Raw genomic sequence first — 19148 nt, 5'->3', positions numbered from 1 at the left:
TCCCCCTTTAAATAAAATAACACTGAAAAATTAATTTTCTCCTAACTTAATCATAATTGAAAACTTGTTTAAAGAATACATTCTTTTTTCCAATTTAACCACCATACATTTGGACGATGATGGTAGGTATTGCTAAGGTTAAGTCCAAATCACTCTAACTTCCCTATGCCAGACTCAATTGTACCCTCAAATTGTAGCTGACGTACCTGTAACCTATAGAAACATGGTACTTTCGGTTTGGATAATGAGAGAAGTGAATCATCCTACACAAAAAAGAGGCGTCCGAAGATACAATTTCGGACGCCCTGCTACTTCTTTATTATGGGATACTTCCTATTTTTTCTGGTTCCACCGATTAAAATGATATGCAAGAGCAGGGAGATACTATATTTTCTTGCTTTAAAGAAAATTGAAACTTTACTTCAATTAAAGTTCCCTTCTTTGTCCGATGAAAGTTCGTAATCTGTGATTAATGGGCTGCTTTCCGTTTTCAATAGGTTCTCGCTATAAAATTCGATGAAGTAATTCAGAAAAACCTCTTGATTAATACCAAGTGATAATTGGTTTTCTGAATTATTATCGGATGTTTCATTAGATACATTAGTATCATTTTCTGTAATTCCATCATTTTGCGCTCCCTAACGATTAGTAACTTTCAAGTAACTATCTAAAGTGTAATAATCCTCGTTAGTAAATACTTCATATGCATTTAGCTTTTCGATGGCTCCGTTGAATGTATCCACATATTCCAATCCATCAGGAGTGAATTGGTACATATCCGTTCCTTTAATACGAGCACCCGTTTCATAAAACAACTCCATCCAACCATCTAAATTAATATCATACAAATATAAAATAGGTGGATTTTCGGCACTAACAGGAACTGAAAATATTTCACCCGTATCAAATTCAACTTTTATCTCTACATTTTCATTCATGTAGTTGCTACTTTCTTCTGGTCCCCCATTAAAAGAAACTATTTCTAGGGTTCCATCATTATTTAAGTCAATTTCATTCGTAATAATAAAATCAAACATACTAGGTGCATGTAAGGTTATATATGCAGGTTCATTAGATAAACTATCGACATTATTTTGAACCGATATATCTTCATCTAAGTAGCTTACAGACACCACTTCCGTGTCAAAAAACTTCCACTTTCCTTTTTGGGGTCTAAGTGTATGGATGAAAACTGATTCATTATTACGAAAATCTTCTCCGTCTACTAGAGTTGTTGTTTGAGTTACGCGTACTTTAACTTCATTTTGGGAAATTGATAAAAATTCATAATCACTAATTTCATATGCCAAATCAAATCTTTCAAATATACCTCTTACCATTTGTACTGTTTCTTCATAAATAGTTTGGTCATCATCTATATACACCATAGCCATATAGTCATCAAAATGCTCATTTTGGAGAGCCTGTATATTGTCTTCAAGAACTTCTATAACATCGAATTCAATATCATAAGCTACTTCAGATTCTACAGTATCGTTAATAGAAGGAACAAAGGAAAAAATGCTCATTGCTAATAAAATGTAAATTGAGAATAACCCAACTGATGCAAAAAAACCTTTCCAGCTTGGCCCCCCTCTCAATTGAATTTTGTCGTGTAATAATTCAGGATTAGTTGGATTACTCTCCATCATTTTACGAATTCTTTTGATTGCATGTAATCGATATGTATTATTACCTGTAATTCCGAAAGTGACTCCAACAGCTAATCCTAAATAACTATTGAGTACGGTATCGTCTATCCCCAGCATTGTAACAATTAGGTCAATTACTAAATATATTCCCAAAATCAAGAGAATTGGATTGTACATTTTCCGATAACCAAGCCAAAATAATGAAAAGAAAAATGCCGCCCAGTTCCAAGAATTCAATCCTTTTGACCATTTTCGTATGTAATAGTTTTGCTTTTTTTCTCCAATAAATAATCCCAGTAAATGATTATCTATATCCGGTTGTTTTCTATTCCTTCTACTATTGTAAATCAATTCCCTGTCCACTTTTTGTTCAGTAATCTCTTTGCCACAAGTTGAACAAAATTTTGCTGCTTCATTTATTTTAGAACGACATGAAGTACAGAACAGTTACATTCCTCCTATTTTAAATACTTTCATCCCTTCCTAATGATATGCATTACCATTTTCATTATTCCTTATTTAGCCTTTCTTAATTAGGCGGCGTATATTTATATGTATTATTTAAACCCATGAAAAAAAGCTCTAAGCTCAATTCAATTTCAACTAAATCCACTAAAATACACTCTCCCCCACACACCATCATCACTACTAAAATGAATCTCTTTTCCGTTAGCCCTTAGCCCGAATTATAAAAAATAAGCGCACTATTCCGGTACGCATCACAAAAAGCCGTATATCACGATTTTTTTAATCGAATATACGGCTTATTTTATTTTGTACTACATATTGCCTGGATTGTTTTTGACCAAGGCATGTAGTGATCTAAAGTCGCCGGGTTTTGATGGATATCAAGATTCGGAGGTGCCAGGCACGCAAACAATTCTCACACAATTCTTAGTTCCAGATTAGGTCTGCCCATTCTGGATGGTCGATGAATGGGTTGCGATTGCCTTGCCATTTTTGAATGACGTTGTTTCTGTTTCTTTCGAAATCATCCACTGGGTCCAGTTCGTTCCATTTTAGTAAAACGGAAAGCTTTCCATGGTATGGGTTTGTTCCATTATTAAGCTTTTCGTTTAATTCTAAATCTACTCGATCACCTTGTTCATAGCGAGTTGCCATGTAGAAAAGGATACGTGCAACATCACCTTTAACACGATCAGGTGGTTCAAATGAACTTGCAGTTTTATAACATCCGTTACAATTCTTCACAGGGCTGCCACCATTATCGAAGTCTAAATTACCTCGAGTGCTATTGATCGTAACGTCTGTTGGGCGAAGGTGGTGAATATCGGTTCCCGGCCCCATGCTCGTGCCGAAGTTTCCGTGTGATTTAGCCCAAGTGTGTTCACGGTTCCAATCTCCCACATCTCCACCATTTAAACTTTTAGAACGAGAAATTCCAGAATAGAACAAAATTACATTGCTCTTATTATTAGGATCTTCATCCGTTTCTTTCAATGCTTCCCATGCTCCGTCGTAGGTAAGTTGTTTATGGTCATCGATAATTTCATGTAAAGCAACTTTTAATGCTAGACCTTCTTTACCAAGTGCTGTTTGGTAGTAAGCATCAGTTGAGCTACCTTCAGCTGTTACCTTGACAGTAAAACTTGCAGTCACAGTGTTTTTTCCATCGTTAGCTGTAACACCTACGATGTGGTCACCTGCTTCTAGATTCAGCGTTAATGTTGAAGTTGCGTAATTGATTGTCCCTTTAGTAGAAGTAAAAGTTAGCTTATCATTCTCAGGGTCAGAGAAATGATCTGTTAATAAGATAGAAATGGATTCTCCAGCTTTAATCGTTGCGTTAGGAATCTCTTTTTTCACTATAGGTGCTTTGTTGCCATCAGGCAAAGAAGGAACCGCAATGGGTTCCCCTTTAACATTTGTGAATTTAATTGTTTCTGCACTTGCACCGTTGATGAACTTAATGCTCTTGATATTTTCCGCACCGCGGATTTCTTTTACATTTGTTCCATCAATGATAACTTCTTTTACTTCAGTACCTTTGAAGTCGACAATTGCACCTACTTTGTTTGGATTAATCGTCACTGTTAGGTTTTTGAATCCAGCACCTGTAAGCTCAGCGTATTCGCCTTTTAGGAATACGCCTTCTGTAATCTCAGAAGTTTCATCTACAGATACTGCAACACTTGGAGATGCTAGGTTTAATTTTTTCGTTTTGATGCCTTTTAAGTTATATACTTTTTTAGCTTCAATCGGTGCAACAACATCACCAGCAAGTAAATCGATTTGAACCATTACAGGGTCATGGTCAGATGCACGTCCAGCCATGTCCGTAAAGTCAGCATTGATATGAAGAATATCAATTTTTGTTTTATCTTTTAAGTTGTTTGATACTAAAATATGATCTAGTACTTGAGAATTTCCTTGGAATACATATGTGTAACGATCAGAAGCTTCTACTTTGTTGATCATATTTGTCATGTGATCGCCTTCATGGATTTTTAATGCGTCAGAGAATTGGAAGTCATTAAAGTCACCAAGAGATACAACGTTCGCATCTGGATTTTTTGTTTTAATGTCCTTAACAAAATTAGACACTACGTTTGCAATTTGTTTACGTTGCGCTTCACTTCCATAAACGGGTGGTTGTTGTGAACCGAATAATGGAGTATCTCCATTTTTTGAGTTCCAATGGTTCGCAATAACAACAACACTTTCACCTTGGAAATTAAATTGTGCTGCTAAAGGTTTACGGCTACTATTGAATGCAGCGTTGTTTGGATCAATTCGTCCAGGGTTTAATGTTAATTTCTCATTTTCGTAACCAACAGCGGTTGTTGCATTTCCTGCAGTAATCCCTTCTGGTAATGACACACGCTCAGGATTATATAAGAAACCTACACGAATATTAGCATCAGGTGCCCCACCGTCTTGGTTGTTCACTGGGTCGATATTCAAATATTTATATTTCGGTCCGCCTGCATTTTCAATCTCAGTGATCAGTCTTTGATAACTTTGGTCAGCTTTAGAATCACCAGCAGTTTGACCGTTATTGTCTTGAACTTCAGTCACACCAACAATATCAGGACCTTGCATATCTTTTGCAATCGCTCTTGCTAATTTTTTTGCTTTATCAACTGTCGTTGACTGTGTGTTATTTGAGAAATTTTCTAAGTTATAAGAAGCAATCGTTAGCTTGTCATCTTCTTTAACAATCTTTGTTTGTTCTGGTGTTGCTGCTCCTTTTGTATGAGCTGCTTTCATCTCATCTAAGGATACGTAAATTTTATAGTTTTGGAAAGAATAACCGACCACTCCAGTTATCGGACCTTTAAATTTATCGCCTGTCGCAACTTCAAAATCACGAGCTGGACTATTCGGCTCTAAACGGAATTGGATACGATCTGCGTTTTGGTTATCTTTTTCTAGCAAAATTCCACCTTGTAAAGAGTTCGTTTGTTTGTTCTCAAGAACTGTTACAAGATCACCGTGTTCTTGTGGAGCAACTGTTTTCACATTTCCAACTTCTACACGCATTCCTTCAATACTTTCCCAGAAATCAAGTGCGTCTACATCTGGGTTAAATTGTGCTAGTTGATCACTGTCAATAGATTGAGTAGGTAGGTTCTTTTCATCAATGATGATTGGTTTTGGTAAGTCCATACCTTTTTGAATAACTTTAACATTACCACCTTGATCATCACGAACATTGATTTGCGTTGTTTTCATATCAGTTACTTGACGTTCGTTACCGGCATATCCATCATAAACATACTCACTTACTTTACCAGTAACAGATACTAAATCCCCTACATTGATTGGCCAAGCATTTTTGCCACTAAATAGAAGAATTGCTTCAGACGTTTTTGCATCAGTATCAGCAAGTGCGTCTGGTGTTTGTATATGGTAGTAATTTGCAGTACCTAATTTGAAAGAATACGTTACAACACCTTGAATATTTTCTACAGTTTGACCGTCAAATGATGATTTGTGGTTAGCCCCTTGAATGTCGTGGATTTGTAGGCTATCTGTAATTTTATATTCGAAAGTTTTTACTTCGCTGAACTTCGCATCAGCGGTTTTTACAACTGCTTTGATTGTCGTATCTTTCGTAATTTCGATTGGTGCTTCGTATTTAACACCCTTTTCGATTGGATCTGATCCATCTATTGTGTAAAGAATCTCAGCATTAGCTGAGTTTGAAGTTAATGTAACTGTTTTGCTTCCTACATATGTTCCGCTATCCGGATTAGCAAAAACGGGTTGGATGATAGAGCTATCAGCTATAATATCTTGCTGAGAACGTGGGATGATTTGGTACGTATCTTTAAACTGAGACACAATACCAGTGATTGATTCATATGTTGTGCCTTCAGTTAGACCAAAATCACCTACTTCGTCACGAACAGCAACTGTCGCACCATCTGCTGTTGCAGTGTAATTTCCTGAACCCGCATTTGCAGTGATTGTTACGTTTTTAATCGTTACTAGTTTCGATTCATTTTCTTCCACTAGTTTATCTCCAGTGATAACTACAGGTGCAGGAACACTAACGTTCTCACCTTTTGTCACGATTGAAGCTGGATCGATTTGAATTAGATTATTAAACTCTTTCAATGTACCTTTAAGTGTTACTTCATCGCCCACTTCAATAGCAAGTGATGTTGGACGTACAGCGATCGCTGCTGTTTGATCTTGGAGTTGAATCGTATTTTTTAGCTTAGCTGTTACGATTCCTTTTACAGTTACTTCCTGACCAACTGTTTTTGTGCGTGCATCAGCGATTGACATTACTTCAACAGGTGTTTCTGGATCTGCTACAGCTACTTGTGCTGTTGCTTCACTTGTAATAGATGACTCCTCGTCACCACTAATGGTAACTTTGATAAATTTACTTTCTTGTTCTGCAGCTAATACTAATGTTGCATTTGTAGCTCCAGCAATATTTGTGTAAGTGCCTTCTGCTGTATCAGCAACTTGCCATTGGTACTTTACATTTGTTGCTCCTTCATTTGCTGAAGCAGTTAAAGTCTCGCCTACTTTTGCTGTTCCAGCGATTGTAGCTGAAGTTACTGCCACTGGCTCAGTTGGCTCTGGATCTGTTGAGCCGTCCATATCGTGGGAACCAATATAAGTTAACGTATCTTTTGGATAACCAATCCATTCTGTAGCTGGATCAAATGCATCATTAGGATTCGTATCACCAGATGTAATAGAACTTTTTCTAACAAGTGTAAAGTCGGCTGTTTTTATAGTTGTTCCCCATGAAGTCCCAGGGTCTACACCTACTTGTCCAAAGGAATCAACGACTTCATTTGCTTTTTTTAGAACGATTGCATCATCGCCGTTAAAATTAATTACGTTTGAATCTACTTGATTACCTTTACTTTTAATATCAGCATGTGCATCTTTATGATGAATAACAAAGGTTTTCCCGTGATCTAAAGAACCTGTTAGATTTACTTTTAATGGTGAATCAGCGTTACCATTCATATAAGCTTCTAAAGTGTAAGTACTTAAATCAACAGCTTTTCCTGTCCCGTTGTAAAGTTCAATAGCCTTATTAAAACTTCCACCCTCAATATACTCCGAAATAATCAAATCAGCTGCACTTGTAGCAGCTACAGCTTTTGTTGGAATCGCTGGCAGTACTAGACTTGCTATTAAACTAGCTGATAAAAAAGCATTTATTGGCTTTTTCCAATTCCTTTTACTCATCTAAACAATTCTCCTTTTTAGTTAGGGATTTTTTTGCAAAACAAATGATTTAACAAAGCCTTCAAACCTTAGGTAGAAGGCTTTGCATAAAATAATTAAAGAATTGTTTCTCCATCTACATTCAATCCATTAAAGTTAAAATCTTTTCCGTTAAGCCCTGAAAGATCTACATTTCCTTTAACTACAATGTTTGTAATTGAGATCGTATCTTTTGGGGTACCAGTCAGTATTAAGTTCCCTTTAATAACTGCATGTTCAAGTTTTTCAGCATCTGTAACAGATACTGTAACGTTACCCTCATAGACTTTTGGCGCATCAACTGTACCAGAGAAGTTTTCAGCAGGAATATCAACTGCACCATCTCCAAATTCATAAACTGCAACTGTTCCAGAAACTTCATGCGTTGCAGCTAATAGAGCCTTACCAGTAGGGCTTTCAGAAGCCGGGATAAATTGTAATCCTTCTGGAGAAACATCGCCAGCAGCATCAAGAGAGAAGTCGCGGCTTGAAATCAGCGTAACAAATTCAGGTGCTGCTACATTTGTTAAATCATAAACCATAATCCCGCTGTATCGCTCTAGAGCAATAAATGCATACATTTTTCCATCGACTTCACCAACAACTGCTGTTTCTGGCTCTGGACCTTTATCATCACTTCGATTATCTACTTTAATAGCATCGCTACTAGTGTTGAAATATTGTGGAGTTTTTTCAGCAATAATTTGTTCAAACTCACTACCGCTGTCAAATACCTGCTCCATTGTTGCTGCATCAAAAATAGAGAAGCTACGGCCACCATAACCATAAATTGCTTCGTATGCTGTTCCTGCTGCATTTAATCCATTTTCTGTTGTAACTTTATAGCCAGCTAGAGTAGTTATATCAAATGCGTCTAATTCTTCTTGTGTGTAGTTTTTGTAATTAGCAGCTTTTAAACTAATTGGTAATTTAAGTTTACCTAAATCTGAAACTTCACTATATCCACCGTCATCCGCATAATCACGAGAGTCACCTTCGTTTGGTGTAATGATATAGGTTTTATCAGCCACCGTGAATGTATCAACAGCATCTGGCATATGGAAAGTAAGAATTGGTTGTTTTAAGATGTCAGCTTTTTTGTCATCTTTATTTGCATCCATTTCATTTCCTTCTATAGAATGGTCAATAACTCCTAGACCTTTTACATGTAAAATTTCGTTATTTACGAGATCCACTGTTGCAATTGCATTATTTTCTTGTAAAGTGACATAAGCAGTTTTGCTATCCTCAGAAACTGTTACGTATTCAGGTTCCAGCTGCTCTAAGATGGAAGCCCCTTTATAAGAAGCACGAACGTTTTCATCCAACATAGCCTCTGTAAAGTTAAGCGGTGTTGCAGTTAATGATGCTACATCAATAACTGAAATAGAACCTTTTGGATCAATAGTCGTATTCTTATTTGGTTCTCCTTCATTTGCAACAATTGCTTTTGTTCCGTCTGGAGTGAATGTCACCATGTCTGGTAGTGCTCCAACTTTAACATGTTTCACATATTTTCCGTCTTTCGTTGCAAACACGATATAACCAGGGTCTGTTTTTTCTCCATATGCAGCAATGGCAATTAAATCTGCTGTTGGATGAGAAGCGATACTTGTAATGTTCTTAACACCTGGGATTCCGTAATCCTCAATAACAACACGTTTAGTAGAATCAACTTGTTTAAATTCTCCAGATTTTAGATCTGCAAAAGTTAGGATATCAAAACCACCAACCGCACCATTTGTAACAAATCCTTTATTAGATTCAACATCATATGCTAAAATCTCAGTTCCAGTTTCACCTTGTCCACTGTCGTAGCGTGCAATTTGAGAAACCGCTAATTTCTCTGGATTTGAGTTATAAAGTGGTGGTGCAGTTGTTGGAACTGGTTCTGGAGTTGTTCCAGGATCTTCCACTATTACTGGTTCTGTTGGAGCTTTAACATCTACGATACGTCCTTCTATTTCGGTTGGGATATCATTTTTCACAGCTATTAAGTGGTCTTTAAGGTTTTCCCAATCTGATAAACCGAGGTCTGTTACACGACCTTCTGTATATGCATCACCAAGTACTTTGTAACCGTCTCCACCTTTAGCGGTGAATGCGTTTGTTGCGATTGTGTATTTCGTTTCATCGTCTTCTAAGTCTATTTCAGTGTACGAACCATCTCCGCTTTTATATGAAATTGAAACGACACGTTCTCCTTCTTGTGTGATAACGCCTTTGTTATCTACAATTCTTCCTTTTTTAGATGAATCGAATTCTACTTTTGCACCTGAAACGTGTAAGAAACCTCCATTTTCTTTTGGATATTGACTCACACTAATTTCGAATGCTTCTTTAAGCTCCGCACCTGTTACTTCCATTGTTGCTAATGTGTTACCAAATGGAAGCACTGTAATTACTTCACCTACCGTGATTGGACCGGCACCAATACCAGCCCGAATTCCTCCACCATTTTGGAATGCCATGATTACATTTTTATCTTTTACATATTCTTGCGCTTTTGTAAGCATACCATCAGTAATTAAGTTCCCTAGAATAGTTTCACTAGCTCTTACACTTGTTCCCGGTACATAACCTACATCAGTTGTTCTTGGACTTAAAAGTGCATTATCGAGTGTTACTCCAATTTCTTTTTCATTTACAGCTTTGATTTGATCCTTATAAGGTTTTAAGAGCTTAACTGCATCAGCATCTTCCGCTTTGTCTGCAGTCTTAATTAACTTTCCAGCATGTTTTACTACAACACCATTTTTATCAAATTCAACATCTAAAGTACCGAGGTAATCTGAATACTGATACGCTTGTACAATAATTGTTTTATCTTTCGCTTTACCACTTTTATCTTTGTCTACAACAACAGGTGCATTTAATTGTGTATGGCTATGTCCACCTACAATTACGTCAATACCGTCTACTTTTGCAGCTAGTTCTTGGTCATTGTCCATAGCGGCATTATCATCAAAACCAATATGTGTAAGAGCTACGATTTTGTTAATACCCATTGCTTCAAATTCAGCAACCATCTTTTCGGCATCTTCAATATAATTTGAGAATGTAATTTCCCCTGGACTTGCAATGTCTTTCGTTTCAGCAGTTGTAAGTCCAAAGATACCGACTTTTTCTCCGTTTACTTCTTTTACAATTCCTGTGTAAATATTCCCTTTTTCAGGAGTTGTAGGTATTTTCGTATTAAATAAACCAGTGAATTTGTCATCTTTTGAAAAATCTACGTTTGCGGATACAAACGGGAATTGTGCAGCTTCAATGAAATCAACTAATGCTTTATGACCTTCAGCGGATGAACCAAGGTCAAACTCATGGTTACCGAATGTCATAGCGTCTACTTTCATTAAATTCATAAACTCTAAGTCTGCTTTGCCCAAGAATTCATTAAAATATAAAGTACCAGAGAAAACATCCCCTGCATTTAATAACAATGCATCTGGTTTAACTGTACGTACTTCTTTTACTGCTGTAACAAGCTTTGGTGCTTTGTCCGTATTCGCATGTATATCATTTACGTGCATGATTGATAGATTAAAGTTTTCATCGTTAGGTTTCGGTGGGGGATTATTTCCATTGTTTCCTCCGCCATTTGATGGTGGTGTTACTGGTTTTGCATCAGGATTTGGTTTGCCATTGATGTTTTCGATGTTTGCTTTTACTTTGTCATAGCCTTGAATAACATCTTTTGCACCTGTTCCTGCTGGAAGATTGATATTCCCTACTTTTGTGCCGCTACCTAAAGTAAGTTTAGTACCTTTTGAATCTACGTTTAATTTGCTAACATTTGCATTGATTGTTACTTGAGTAGCGCCAGCTAGAAGTTTAACTTCAGGTAATGTGATGGTTTTATCTGCTTTAATTTCCACATTGGATCCAACGTTGATCGTTTTTGCAGAAGTAGTACCTTTTGCTTCAAATATAGAACCTGTCTTCGATAACTCAACCGTACCAAGTTTAGAGTTATTGAAAACAGTTGCTGAAGGAGCAATTGCTGCAACAGGAGTTAAACTAGCAATATAGTTATTTTTTGCAACTGCATTATCAGAGATAATAGTTTTCCCTATAACTGTAATTGCATCACCTAGGAAACTATTTTTTACTGTATTTCCGATAATTAAATCATTATTAATCGTAAGGTTTTTTACGGAAACAAAGTCACCATTCACTGTAAGATTCCCAGCAAAATTGGAACCCTTTCCATCAAGTATAAGATTGCTATTTGCAGTTCCACTTGCTTTGATTTCAATAGAACTAACTTCTGTAATCTCGTTGTTTTTCACTGTGTACTTAACCTTGGCACCTTTTAACACAGCTAAATTGGATTCGTTGAATATGTTTTGTAAGCTTGTATTTACTGCATACGTACCGGTCGATAAAGTTAGTCCATTTTTGGAAATATCGATTACTTCAACAGCTTGTTGTTTAGTAGCTGCTTCTGCTCTATTAATAAAGGAAGCTACTTGTCCACGTGTTACAGTTGCATTTGGTTCAAATGTAGTAGCTGTTTTCCCTGTTGTAATTTCATATTTATACAAGGTTTGAATATAATTTGCAAACCATTGTTTATCGTTAATATCTTTAAATGGTAAGTTTGAAAGTTTCTCTTCTTCTAAGTCAAAACCAACTACTAGCATTTGCGCGATATGTGCACGAGTTAAATTTCCATTTGGCTTAAATGTTTGATCTTCATACCCTTTAATGATTCCCGCATCTACAAGCGCAGCGATATGACCAAAGTAAGGGTTGTTTTTACTCACATCTTTAAATCCAGGATCTTTTACATTTTTAGTGTCTAAGCCTAATGCAAGGGAAATAATTTTCGCTGCATGTGCTCTACTAATGTTTTCACCTGGTTTAAAGGTACCATCTTCGTATCCACTTATTATTCCTCTAGTTGTTAGATCTTTCACACTTTCGTAAAAATGATGATTCTCTTTTACATCTGTGAAGGAAATTCCTTGTGCCTCTGCAACGTCTATACTTGATGGTACGGCCGCGACAAGTGTTCCAGCAGCCAATGTTGTTGCCAGCGCCGCTTTATACGTTTTTTGTCGTAGTTTTATGCTTTCTTTCATTTCCCATCCTCCTAGTTATCTGATACTCTTGCAAAAACCATTCTAACATTTACCAATATATAAATAGTTCAAATTTACAGTTTCTTAATTATTTTTACCTATATTTACTATTCCTTTACAATTATCCAAACCGAAATAAGCGTCCTAGATAGACTAATTTATCTACTTCAAACCCAAAAAAAGTCCCACGAAGATTTCTCTCCGCAGGACTTCCTCTATCATGTCAGAAGTGTTACTGGTGCCAGGCACCAGTAACACTTCCGCAACAAAACACTCGTTTATGAGTTTATAACGTACTTTACTAAACCTTTTGCGTTGGCGTATAGGGCTGCTTGGGTTCTGTCGGCTAGTCCTAGTTTTGCGAATACTTGGCTTACGTGTTTTTTCACGGTGAATTCGGTTATATACAAGGACTTGGAGATTTCCTTATTGGAATGACCTTTGCCTAGTTCTATTAGTATTTCCTTCTCTTTTGGGGTTAACTGTTCTATATGCTCATCATCCTCGAAAGGTGTGTTTGAATTCATCACTAGATCGAGTACTCCTGGATCGTAATATTTTCTTCCTTTGCTGATCATGGACAAAGCATGTAAAAGTTCTTCCGGAAGGGCTTCCTTTAGTAAATAGCCGTCTACTCCAATTTCTTTCGCTAACTTAAAGTCCTCTTCTTCTGCCGATGAAGTAAGCACTACAAATTTGCACACGATTCCTTTTCGAATTGCCTCTTTTATTAGTTCTAGGCCTGACTCTTCTCCTAATCGGAGGTCCACTATCGCTATATCAGGTTTGACCTTGTTTAAAAGAGTTAAGGCATCTCTGCTATTCGTAGCTTCACCAAGCACTTCCATTGATCCATCTAACGAAAATAATGATTTTAGACCTTTTCTTATTAAAGGATGATCATCAATAATAACTACTTTCATTATCCTAGCACCTCTTGTGTTTTTAGCATTTTTGCATTTGGAATATCAATTTGTATTTTTGTTCCCACACCTGGTATTCCTTCTATTGAGAATGTTCCATTAAACGAATTTACAATACTTTTCATATTAAAGAGGCCTATTCCTTTTACCTTCTTTTCTTGCTGATTGTGCACATTAATTCCAATCCCATCGTCTTGGATTACTACTATTGTCTTGTCCTCTAGTAAAGATACTCTTACTTCCATCACATGACATTCCCCGTGTCTAACTGCATTTCCACACGCTTCGCAAATGACACGATAAAGTCCCGTTTTTAGGTCGTGAGGAATGAAGGATTCATCGCCTGCTATTTGATAGTTAATTTCTACGTCATTTAGCTTGGCATACTCTTCTAAATAATTTTTTAGGAGTACCAGAAATGGTTTATCTCCTTTTTTCACTGAGCTTAGTCGGTAAATAGCCGCTCTTAGTTCTTTTATGGTCGAATTCGCTGTCTTCGATAAAAATTGATACTCTCTATTTAACTCTTCTTTTGAAATATTTTGACTTTTCATCTGAAGGCTATGCAATGAGTAGACGATTCCAAATAGTTTCTGAGAAACACTGTCATGTATTTCGTTGGCTATCCTATTTTGCTCTTCAATAATGATTAGCTGATCCATCATTTGATCCATGTGTATTCTCTCCAGCATGATTTCACTAAGCTCTGCGATAAACTCAAATGTGCGGTTTAGCAAGAATGTATCTCTTACTTCACTGAAACTGCTGACCTTAATTCCTACAACACCAACATTTTTAGAAGTCCTAATAATTTTCATCCAAAAGTATTCATTGTGAATCTTGTCCATAAATGATTCTTTCTTTTGGCTAATATTGTGCCAGTCTTTCTTAAGCTCCTCTTCCATGTTCAAAATACTCGTTGTATTTGCTAAATAGCTTTTCTGCTTATGGAGATCTATTAACCAGAAGAATGCGGATTCTTTTTGCGTACAATTAATTAAAGAAGATGTGATATCTGATGTTAACTTTTCAGGGTTTTTATCGGCTGAAAAGTTATCCATTAAGTGATACAAAGACATGATATGCTCTAACGTATTCTCATACATTTCGTTTGTTTCTAACAGTTTTTTATTTACTAGTAATAACTCAGTAGCTTTTGCATCTAGCTCCTTAGTTAGACCCGAAAACAAACTTGCAAGCAATGTAACTAATAAACAGACTAAATAAATATAAGAGTTTTCTTCTAGAATCGTTACCATATTGTCTATGCGGAATAGAGAATAAGCAATGAATGTCGCACTACTTAGATAGAAGGTTAATACTCCCCAACAGAACAAAGGCGTTAGAAAACTTGCAGCTACCAATACAGGATTCAGCGCGTACCATATAAACGGACTTTCAATACCACCTGTAGGGATGAGTAATAAAGTCAAACCAATTGTTTCGGTTAAGACAATCGTTTTTAAAACCTTATTATTTCCTACATATCTTCTCTGTAAATCCGTTAGAAGCCAAGCCGCTACACCAAGCGATACTACCAACCCCACTTTAAAAACAAACGGCGATTGAGGTGGCCCTATCAAAAAAAAACTAGAAGTTAAGATAAGTGAAATATATCGATATAAAAGCACTAGATGTGTTTTGCTAGAAGGGTTCTTCTTTATGACAGAATAAAATTGATTAGTCCAGTGCATAAGCTGGATCACTTTCTGCTTCATTTTTATTATTTTTAACGCGGCTTCGACTGCGACTCCGAGCTAATTCTATTTCATTAATTTCATATTGATACATATAATTCCCATCTATAATAAAATATAACTTGCTCTCATCCAGATGCATATTGTAGTAAAAAATAGGTAACTCTTTTGCATCCGCAATTTGTATGATAGCTTTAAATGAATTTAATAGAATAATTGATTTTTGGGAAGTTTCTACTTTCTGTGACACGGAAATCATTCTTTTTCCGTATTTTTTATTAATTTTTTCAGCTAGAGATTGAACATTCTTTTTTCGATTAGCCCAAAAATTTTTATTCATATAAATAATCACTAAGATAAAAAGAAGTGAGAAAACGGAACTAATGATACGCACAGGAGTTAAAGGTAATTCAGAACCGAAAAAAGTAAACATATTTTTGCTAATTTCAGTTGTTGTAAATGGTATCGTGGATATAAACTTTTTTTCAGTCGCTAATTTAATTTCTTCATAGAAATATTGGAAGATAAGCTTATCCTCCATTTTAATATCCTTTTCTATTCCGCCGGAAATAATTGTTCCTTGGATGTTTGGAACTATTTCTATAGTATATTCTTCTGTTCTGATCCCTGTTTCTTCTTCTACTTTCAAAATAAATGTTTTAACTTTTTCAATATCAATTTTAAAAGATTTGTCTATTATTGATATTGCTGTACCTTTTTTCGCAAATGATTGTTTTTCTGCTAAAGGGAATGACTTTTCCCAAAGGTCCCCTGCTTTTATAAGTAACTGAAATTCATGTGTACCTTTAGCAATTACTTCATTCTCTGAGTTAATGGTAGAATTTATGGTGAAAGGAATTGCATTCGTAATTTTTTTATACATTGTATCCCCAACTTCGATTGTTCCTCCAGTGGGATAAAGGATATTCGGGGTAATAGTCGCCTTGTAATCATAGCTAGTCTGAAAATGCGAGACGTTATTATCGACCTGATTCGTAATGGTTGTTGGCTGCATCAAAGTGTAGACGGATATGACACCAGCTACTACAAGTACTGGTAATAGTATAATCGTAAATTTCTTTTGGTACTTCTTAAACACATTATCTAAGGTCTCGCGCAATTTGATTCGCCCCTCTTATTGTTCGTCTGTAGGTTCTGGCGTTATAGGTTCCTCTGATTCTGGTATGATTCGTTCATCCGTTAATTCTGTGACGATATCCCCAATTACTTCTGGGTCCACTACATCCTCCTCTGGTTTTGGTGTCGCTAGTTCTTCGGTTATATCAGAAACTGGTTCTTTTACTTCGGGAAATTCGGGAAGAGTTGATTGTATCTCAGCATTTCCTCCTTCCCAGCGGGTTATTATTCGAATAACTTTTCCTGTTAAATCCTTTGAATTACCAGTTAAAGCAAACTCTTTCATTTCTCCAGGAAAAATACTAGAATCTACATCTTCGATATTCATAAACTCTTCCTCATATTCATCTAACAATTCAACTCTTTCAATTTCTATGGTTTTATCCGTATTATTGGTGACTTCAAACGTTTTTTCTTCCCCATAGGTTATTGCGATTAGGGCACTTTCCTCTTCAACTATAGATAGTAATACATTATTACTTATTTCAGCTTTTGAAAAACTATTGCTTTGCAAAAGTAATGATGAAATAAGTAATAAAGATGCTGTTAGAAATAATAGAAGTTTCAATTGTTCTCCTCCCAAACTCATAATAAAAGCCTCATTAGACGGAACAAATAGTCCACATCTAATAAGGCCGGTTGCACCAATAACTCCATACATCCCAGGTGCCCAAATACAGGATGTACTTCACAGTTTCCGCTGTCAGTATAGTAATCTATTCAATTGTAACCAAATTAATTTAAATAATTTGTCACTTATTGGTGGTGATTATATTCTATTATTGTATTATTAACGCTTATTTTATCGTTTATCATAAATGTCATAATGGTTAATACCACTTCTCTTCAAGTATGGACATACTATAGGATTTTTAAACCATCTAATAAAAAAAGAAGAACTAATGGACTCCCATTAATTCTCCCTTTTTATCTCTTCCTATTAATCTGCTACTGCTTCAGATTCGACGATGATAGAACCTAATAGTGCAGCTTGTGAAACTGCGTGTCCACTTGGAATATTGAATTTTACTGCGATGGTTCTGATGTTTTGCATTCCTGAACCTGACTCTTTCGTAACCTTATCAAATACTAAAGCTTGCCCTTGTGTACCCCAAACAGGTGCTTTATTAGCTCTAGGGTTACTAGCTTCACCAAAAGTAATATATTGAGCATAATCCCCTGTTGCTTTAATAGTAACTTTGATTGTTTCTGCTGATTTGTTTCTTAGAGTAAACAAATCATTCCACTGATATTCGCTGTTCGGTTGAAGTCCGTAAAACTTTGCAGTAGAGCCGTCTCGATCTACACCTTTACCGAATTGGAAGAACAACTCTCCGCCTTTTACAACTGCAGTTTTATCTTTTGACCCTATTTTATTTTCCCAGCTCCAAGGTGTATCAGCTTCGAGAGTTAATAATGCCTCATTTGAATTAACAACTTTCAATTCTGAAGCACTTGTGACCGTTGCCTTATTATAAGACATTGCAGCCATCACACTTGAAATGGCTAGTAGAAAAACTACTAAAAGTAAACCTTTTTTCATTACCATATCTCCTCCTAAAATTATTTGGCTTTTCGCCGTTTGTAACTAATTTCAGTATAGGATTATTGATACTTGTTATCCTCACTCTTCAGAGGGCTTTTTATATATCGTTTGTCTACTTCTTTATTACACTTCGTAACTCCTAAATATTCTACTTCTGTCTCTAGTAGGTATACTTTTGTACCATATGTATTCTACCGAAGAGGGGTTTATTTAAAATTAATATTCAATAATATAAGTGTAAGGAGGAATTCTATGAAGGTAATTTCAAAGCTTCTAAACATAATAGTCGTCATTCTTATCTTATGTTCATTAATTGCTGCGCTTGGTTCAGCTATTTCAAATAAACCTGTTCTCCTTACTGTTATTCTTTCTAATAGTATGTACCCCGTATGGGAACGAGGAGATATGGTCATCATAGAAAACCTGAAAGAGAAAGAAACTGTCCAACAAGGGGATATTGTTTTTTTTAAAACCACAGAGGGTGGTCTTGCTGATAAAGGATGGATTGCACACCGAATAATGTCTGGAAATGTTGAGCAAGGTTTTATTACAAAAGGTGATGCAAATAAATTTAACGATCAAGAATCAGATGGTACAGGACCTATAAAAAGAGAGTGGATTGCTGCAAGAGCCATTACACTTGGAGAAACTCCAATAGTCATTCCTAAAATAGGTTACTTATCTTTATGGATGGAAGAATATCAAAGTAATCCATATATTTTACCTGTCATTGCATTGGTTATTGCTATTTTAATTGCTATTGGTGAATTAAAATCTGAAAAAAAACATCGAAAGAAAAGTCAAGGAATGGAATTACAACTAATCTATATAATAGGTGGACTAACAATCTCGATTATTATGGGTGGGACAATGATTGCCTCTGGACAAAAAGCTACTATTACTTATGAAGTATCTGAACATAATCAGGGAGTGTTAATGGGAAGTAAAGTAGGAATACTACAGGTCGGTGATACGGTTACACAACCTTTATCAGAGCTTAGTAACAAAGGTTCGTTCCCATCTATTGGAGTAATTACTACTAAAGATAAGCAAATTGAGTTAAGTCATACAAATATATTCCTTCAAAAAGGACATCTCATCAATACCACATACACAGTACATGCTGAAAAACCAGGTGACTACAAATCAGCTGTTCATGTTGGAATCTTTTATCCATTACTTCCACCGTCTATTGTTTTTTTCCTTGCGGAGAAAAGTTATTGGTTAGCTCTTGTAATGGTCTCACTAGTACCAGGTTTACCTTTAATGATTTACCCATTCATTGATGGCATGATGAGAAGGAGAATTATGAAAGTATTAAGGAAGAAAAAGAATAAGGTGATGAATAGTTTGCCGTTTTGATCGTGGATTTTTCAAGTGACCACAGTCACTTACTTAATTTA

The 19148-nt window shown here is 35.9% G+C and carries 9 protein-coding genes and 1 riboswitch; of the genes, 1 reads left to right on the top strand and 8 read right to left on the bottom strand.

Features of this window, described 5'->3' with window-relative positions; translation table 11 throughout:
- Window positions 1-638: 638 nt before the first annotated feature.
- The 8 genes from MHH81_RS03705 to MHH81_RS03670 form a co-directional block, all read right to left on the bottom strand.
- Complete coding sequence (locus MHH81_RS03705; RefSeq protein WP_340918012.1) at window positions 639-2003, bottom strand: DUF2628 domain-containing protein; 1365 nt, start codon at window positions 2001-2003, stop codon at window positions 639-641.
- Window positions 2004-2546: 543 nt separating this feature from the next.
- Window positions 2547-7337, bottom strand: coding sequence for an endonuclease (locus MHH81_RS03700; protein ID WP_340918009.1), 4791 nt, complete (start codon window positions 7335-7337; stop codon window positions 2547-2549).
- A gap of 95 nt (window positions 7338-7432) precedes the next feature.
- Window positions 7433-12442, bottom strand: coding sequence for a choice-of-anchor I family protein (locus MHH81_RS03695; RefSeq protein WP_340918007.1), 5010 nt, complete (start codon window positions 12440-12442; stop codon window positions 7433-7435).
- 278 nt (window positions 12443-12720) lie between these two features.
- Window positions 12721-13365, bottom strand: coding sequence for a response regulator transcription factor (locus MHH81_RS03690; protein WP_340918005.1), 645 nt, complete (start codon window positions 13363-13365; stop codon window positions 12721-12723).
- On the bottom strand, window positions 13365-15059 hold the full coding sequence (locus MHH81_RS03685) for a sensor histidine kinase (protein ID WP_340918003.1): 1695 nt from the start codon (window positions 15057-15059) through the stop codon (window positions 13365-13367). Before MHH81_RS03685 ends, MHH81_RS03690 begins: the two co-directional genes overlap by 1 nt.
- A complete protein-coding gene (locus tag MHH81_RS03680) occupies window positions 15046-16182 on the bottom strand; it encodes a DUF5305 family protein (RefSeq protein ID WP_340918002.1) in 1137 nt (378 codons plus the stop codon). Before MHH81_RS03680 ends, MHH81_RS03685 begins: the two co-directional genes overlap by 14 nt.
- Window positions 16183-16197: 15 nt before the next feature.
- Window positions 16198-16767, bottom strand: coding sequence for a hypothetical protein (locus MHH81_RS03675; protein ID WP_340918000.1), 570 nt, complete (start codon window positions 16765-16767; stop codon window positions 16198-16200).
- A 57-nt stretch (window positions 16768-16824) separates the two neighbouring features.
- A riboswitch (cyclic di-GMP riboswitch) is annotated at window positions 16825-16907 on the bottom strand.
- Between the two features lie 232 nt (window positions 16908-17139).
- Complete coding sequence (locus MHH81_RS03670; RefSeq protein ID WP_340917997.1) at window positions 17140-17742, bottom strand: hypothetical protein; 603 nt, start codon at window positions 17740-17742, stop codon at window positions 17140-17142.
- 255 nt (window positions 17743-17997) lie between these two features.
- Between MHH81_RS03670 and MHH81_RS03665 the strand changes: the two genes are divergently transcribed.
- The gene (locus MHH81_RS03665) at window positions 17998-19107 is read left to right on the top strand and encodes a signal peptidase I (protein ID WP_340917993.1); all 1110 of its coding nucleotides are present in this window, start codon (window positions 17998-18000) and stop codon (window positions 19105-19107) included.
- Window positions 19108-19148: the final 41 nt, after the last annotated feature.

The organism is Psychrobacillus sp. FSL H8-0484, from assembly GCF_038005325.1.
Classification (GTDB): Bacteria; Bacillota; Bacilli; order Bacillales_A; family Planococcaceae; genus Psychrobacillus.
Note: the sequence above shows the minus strand (reverse complement) of the source record. Positions and strands in the feature narration are given on the sequence as shown.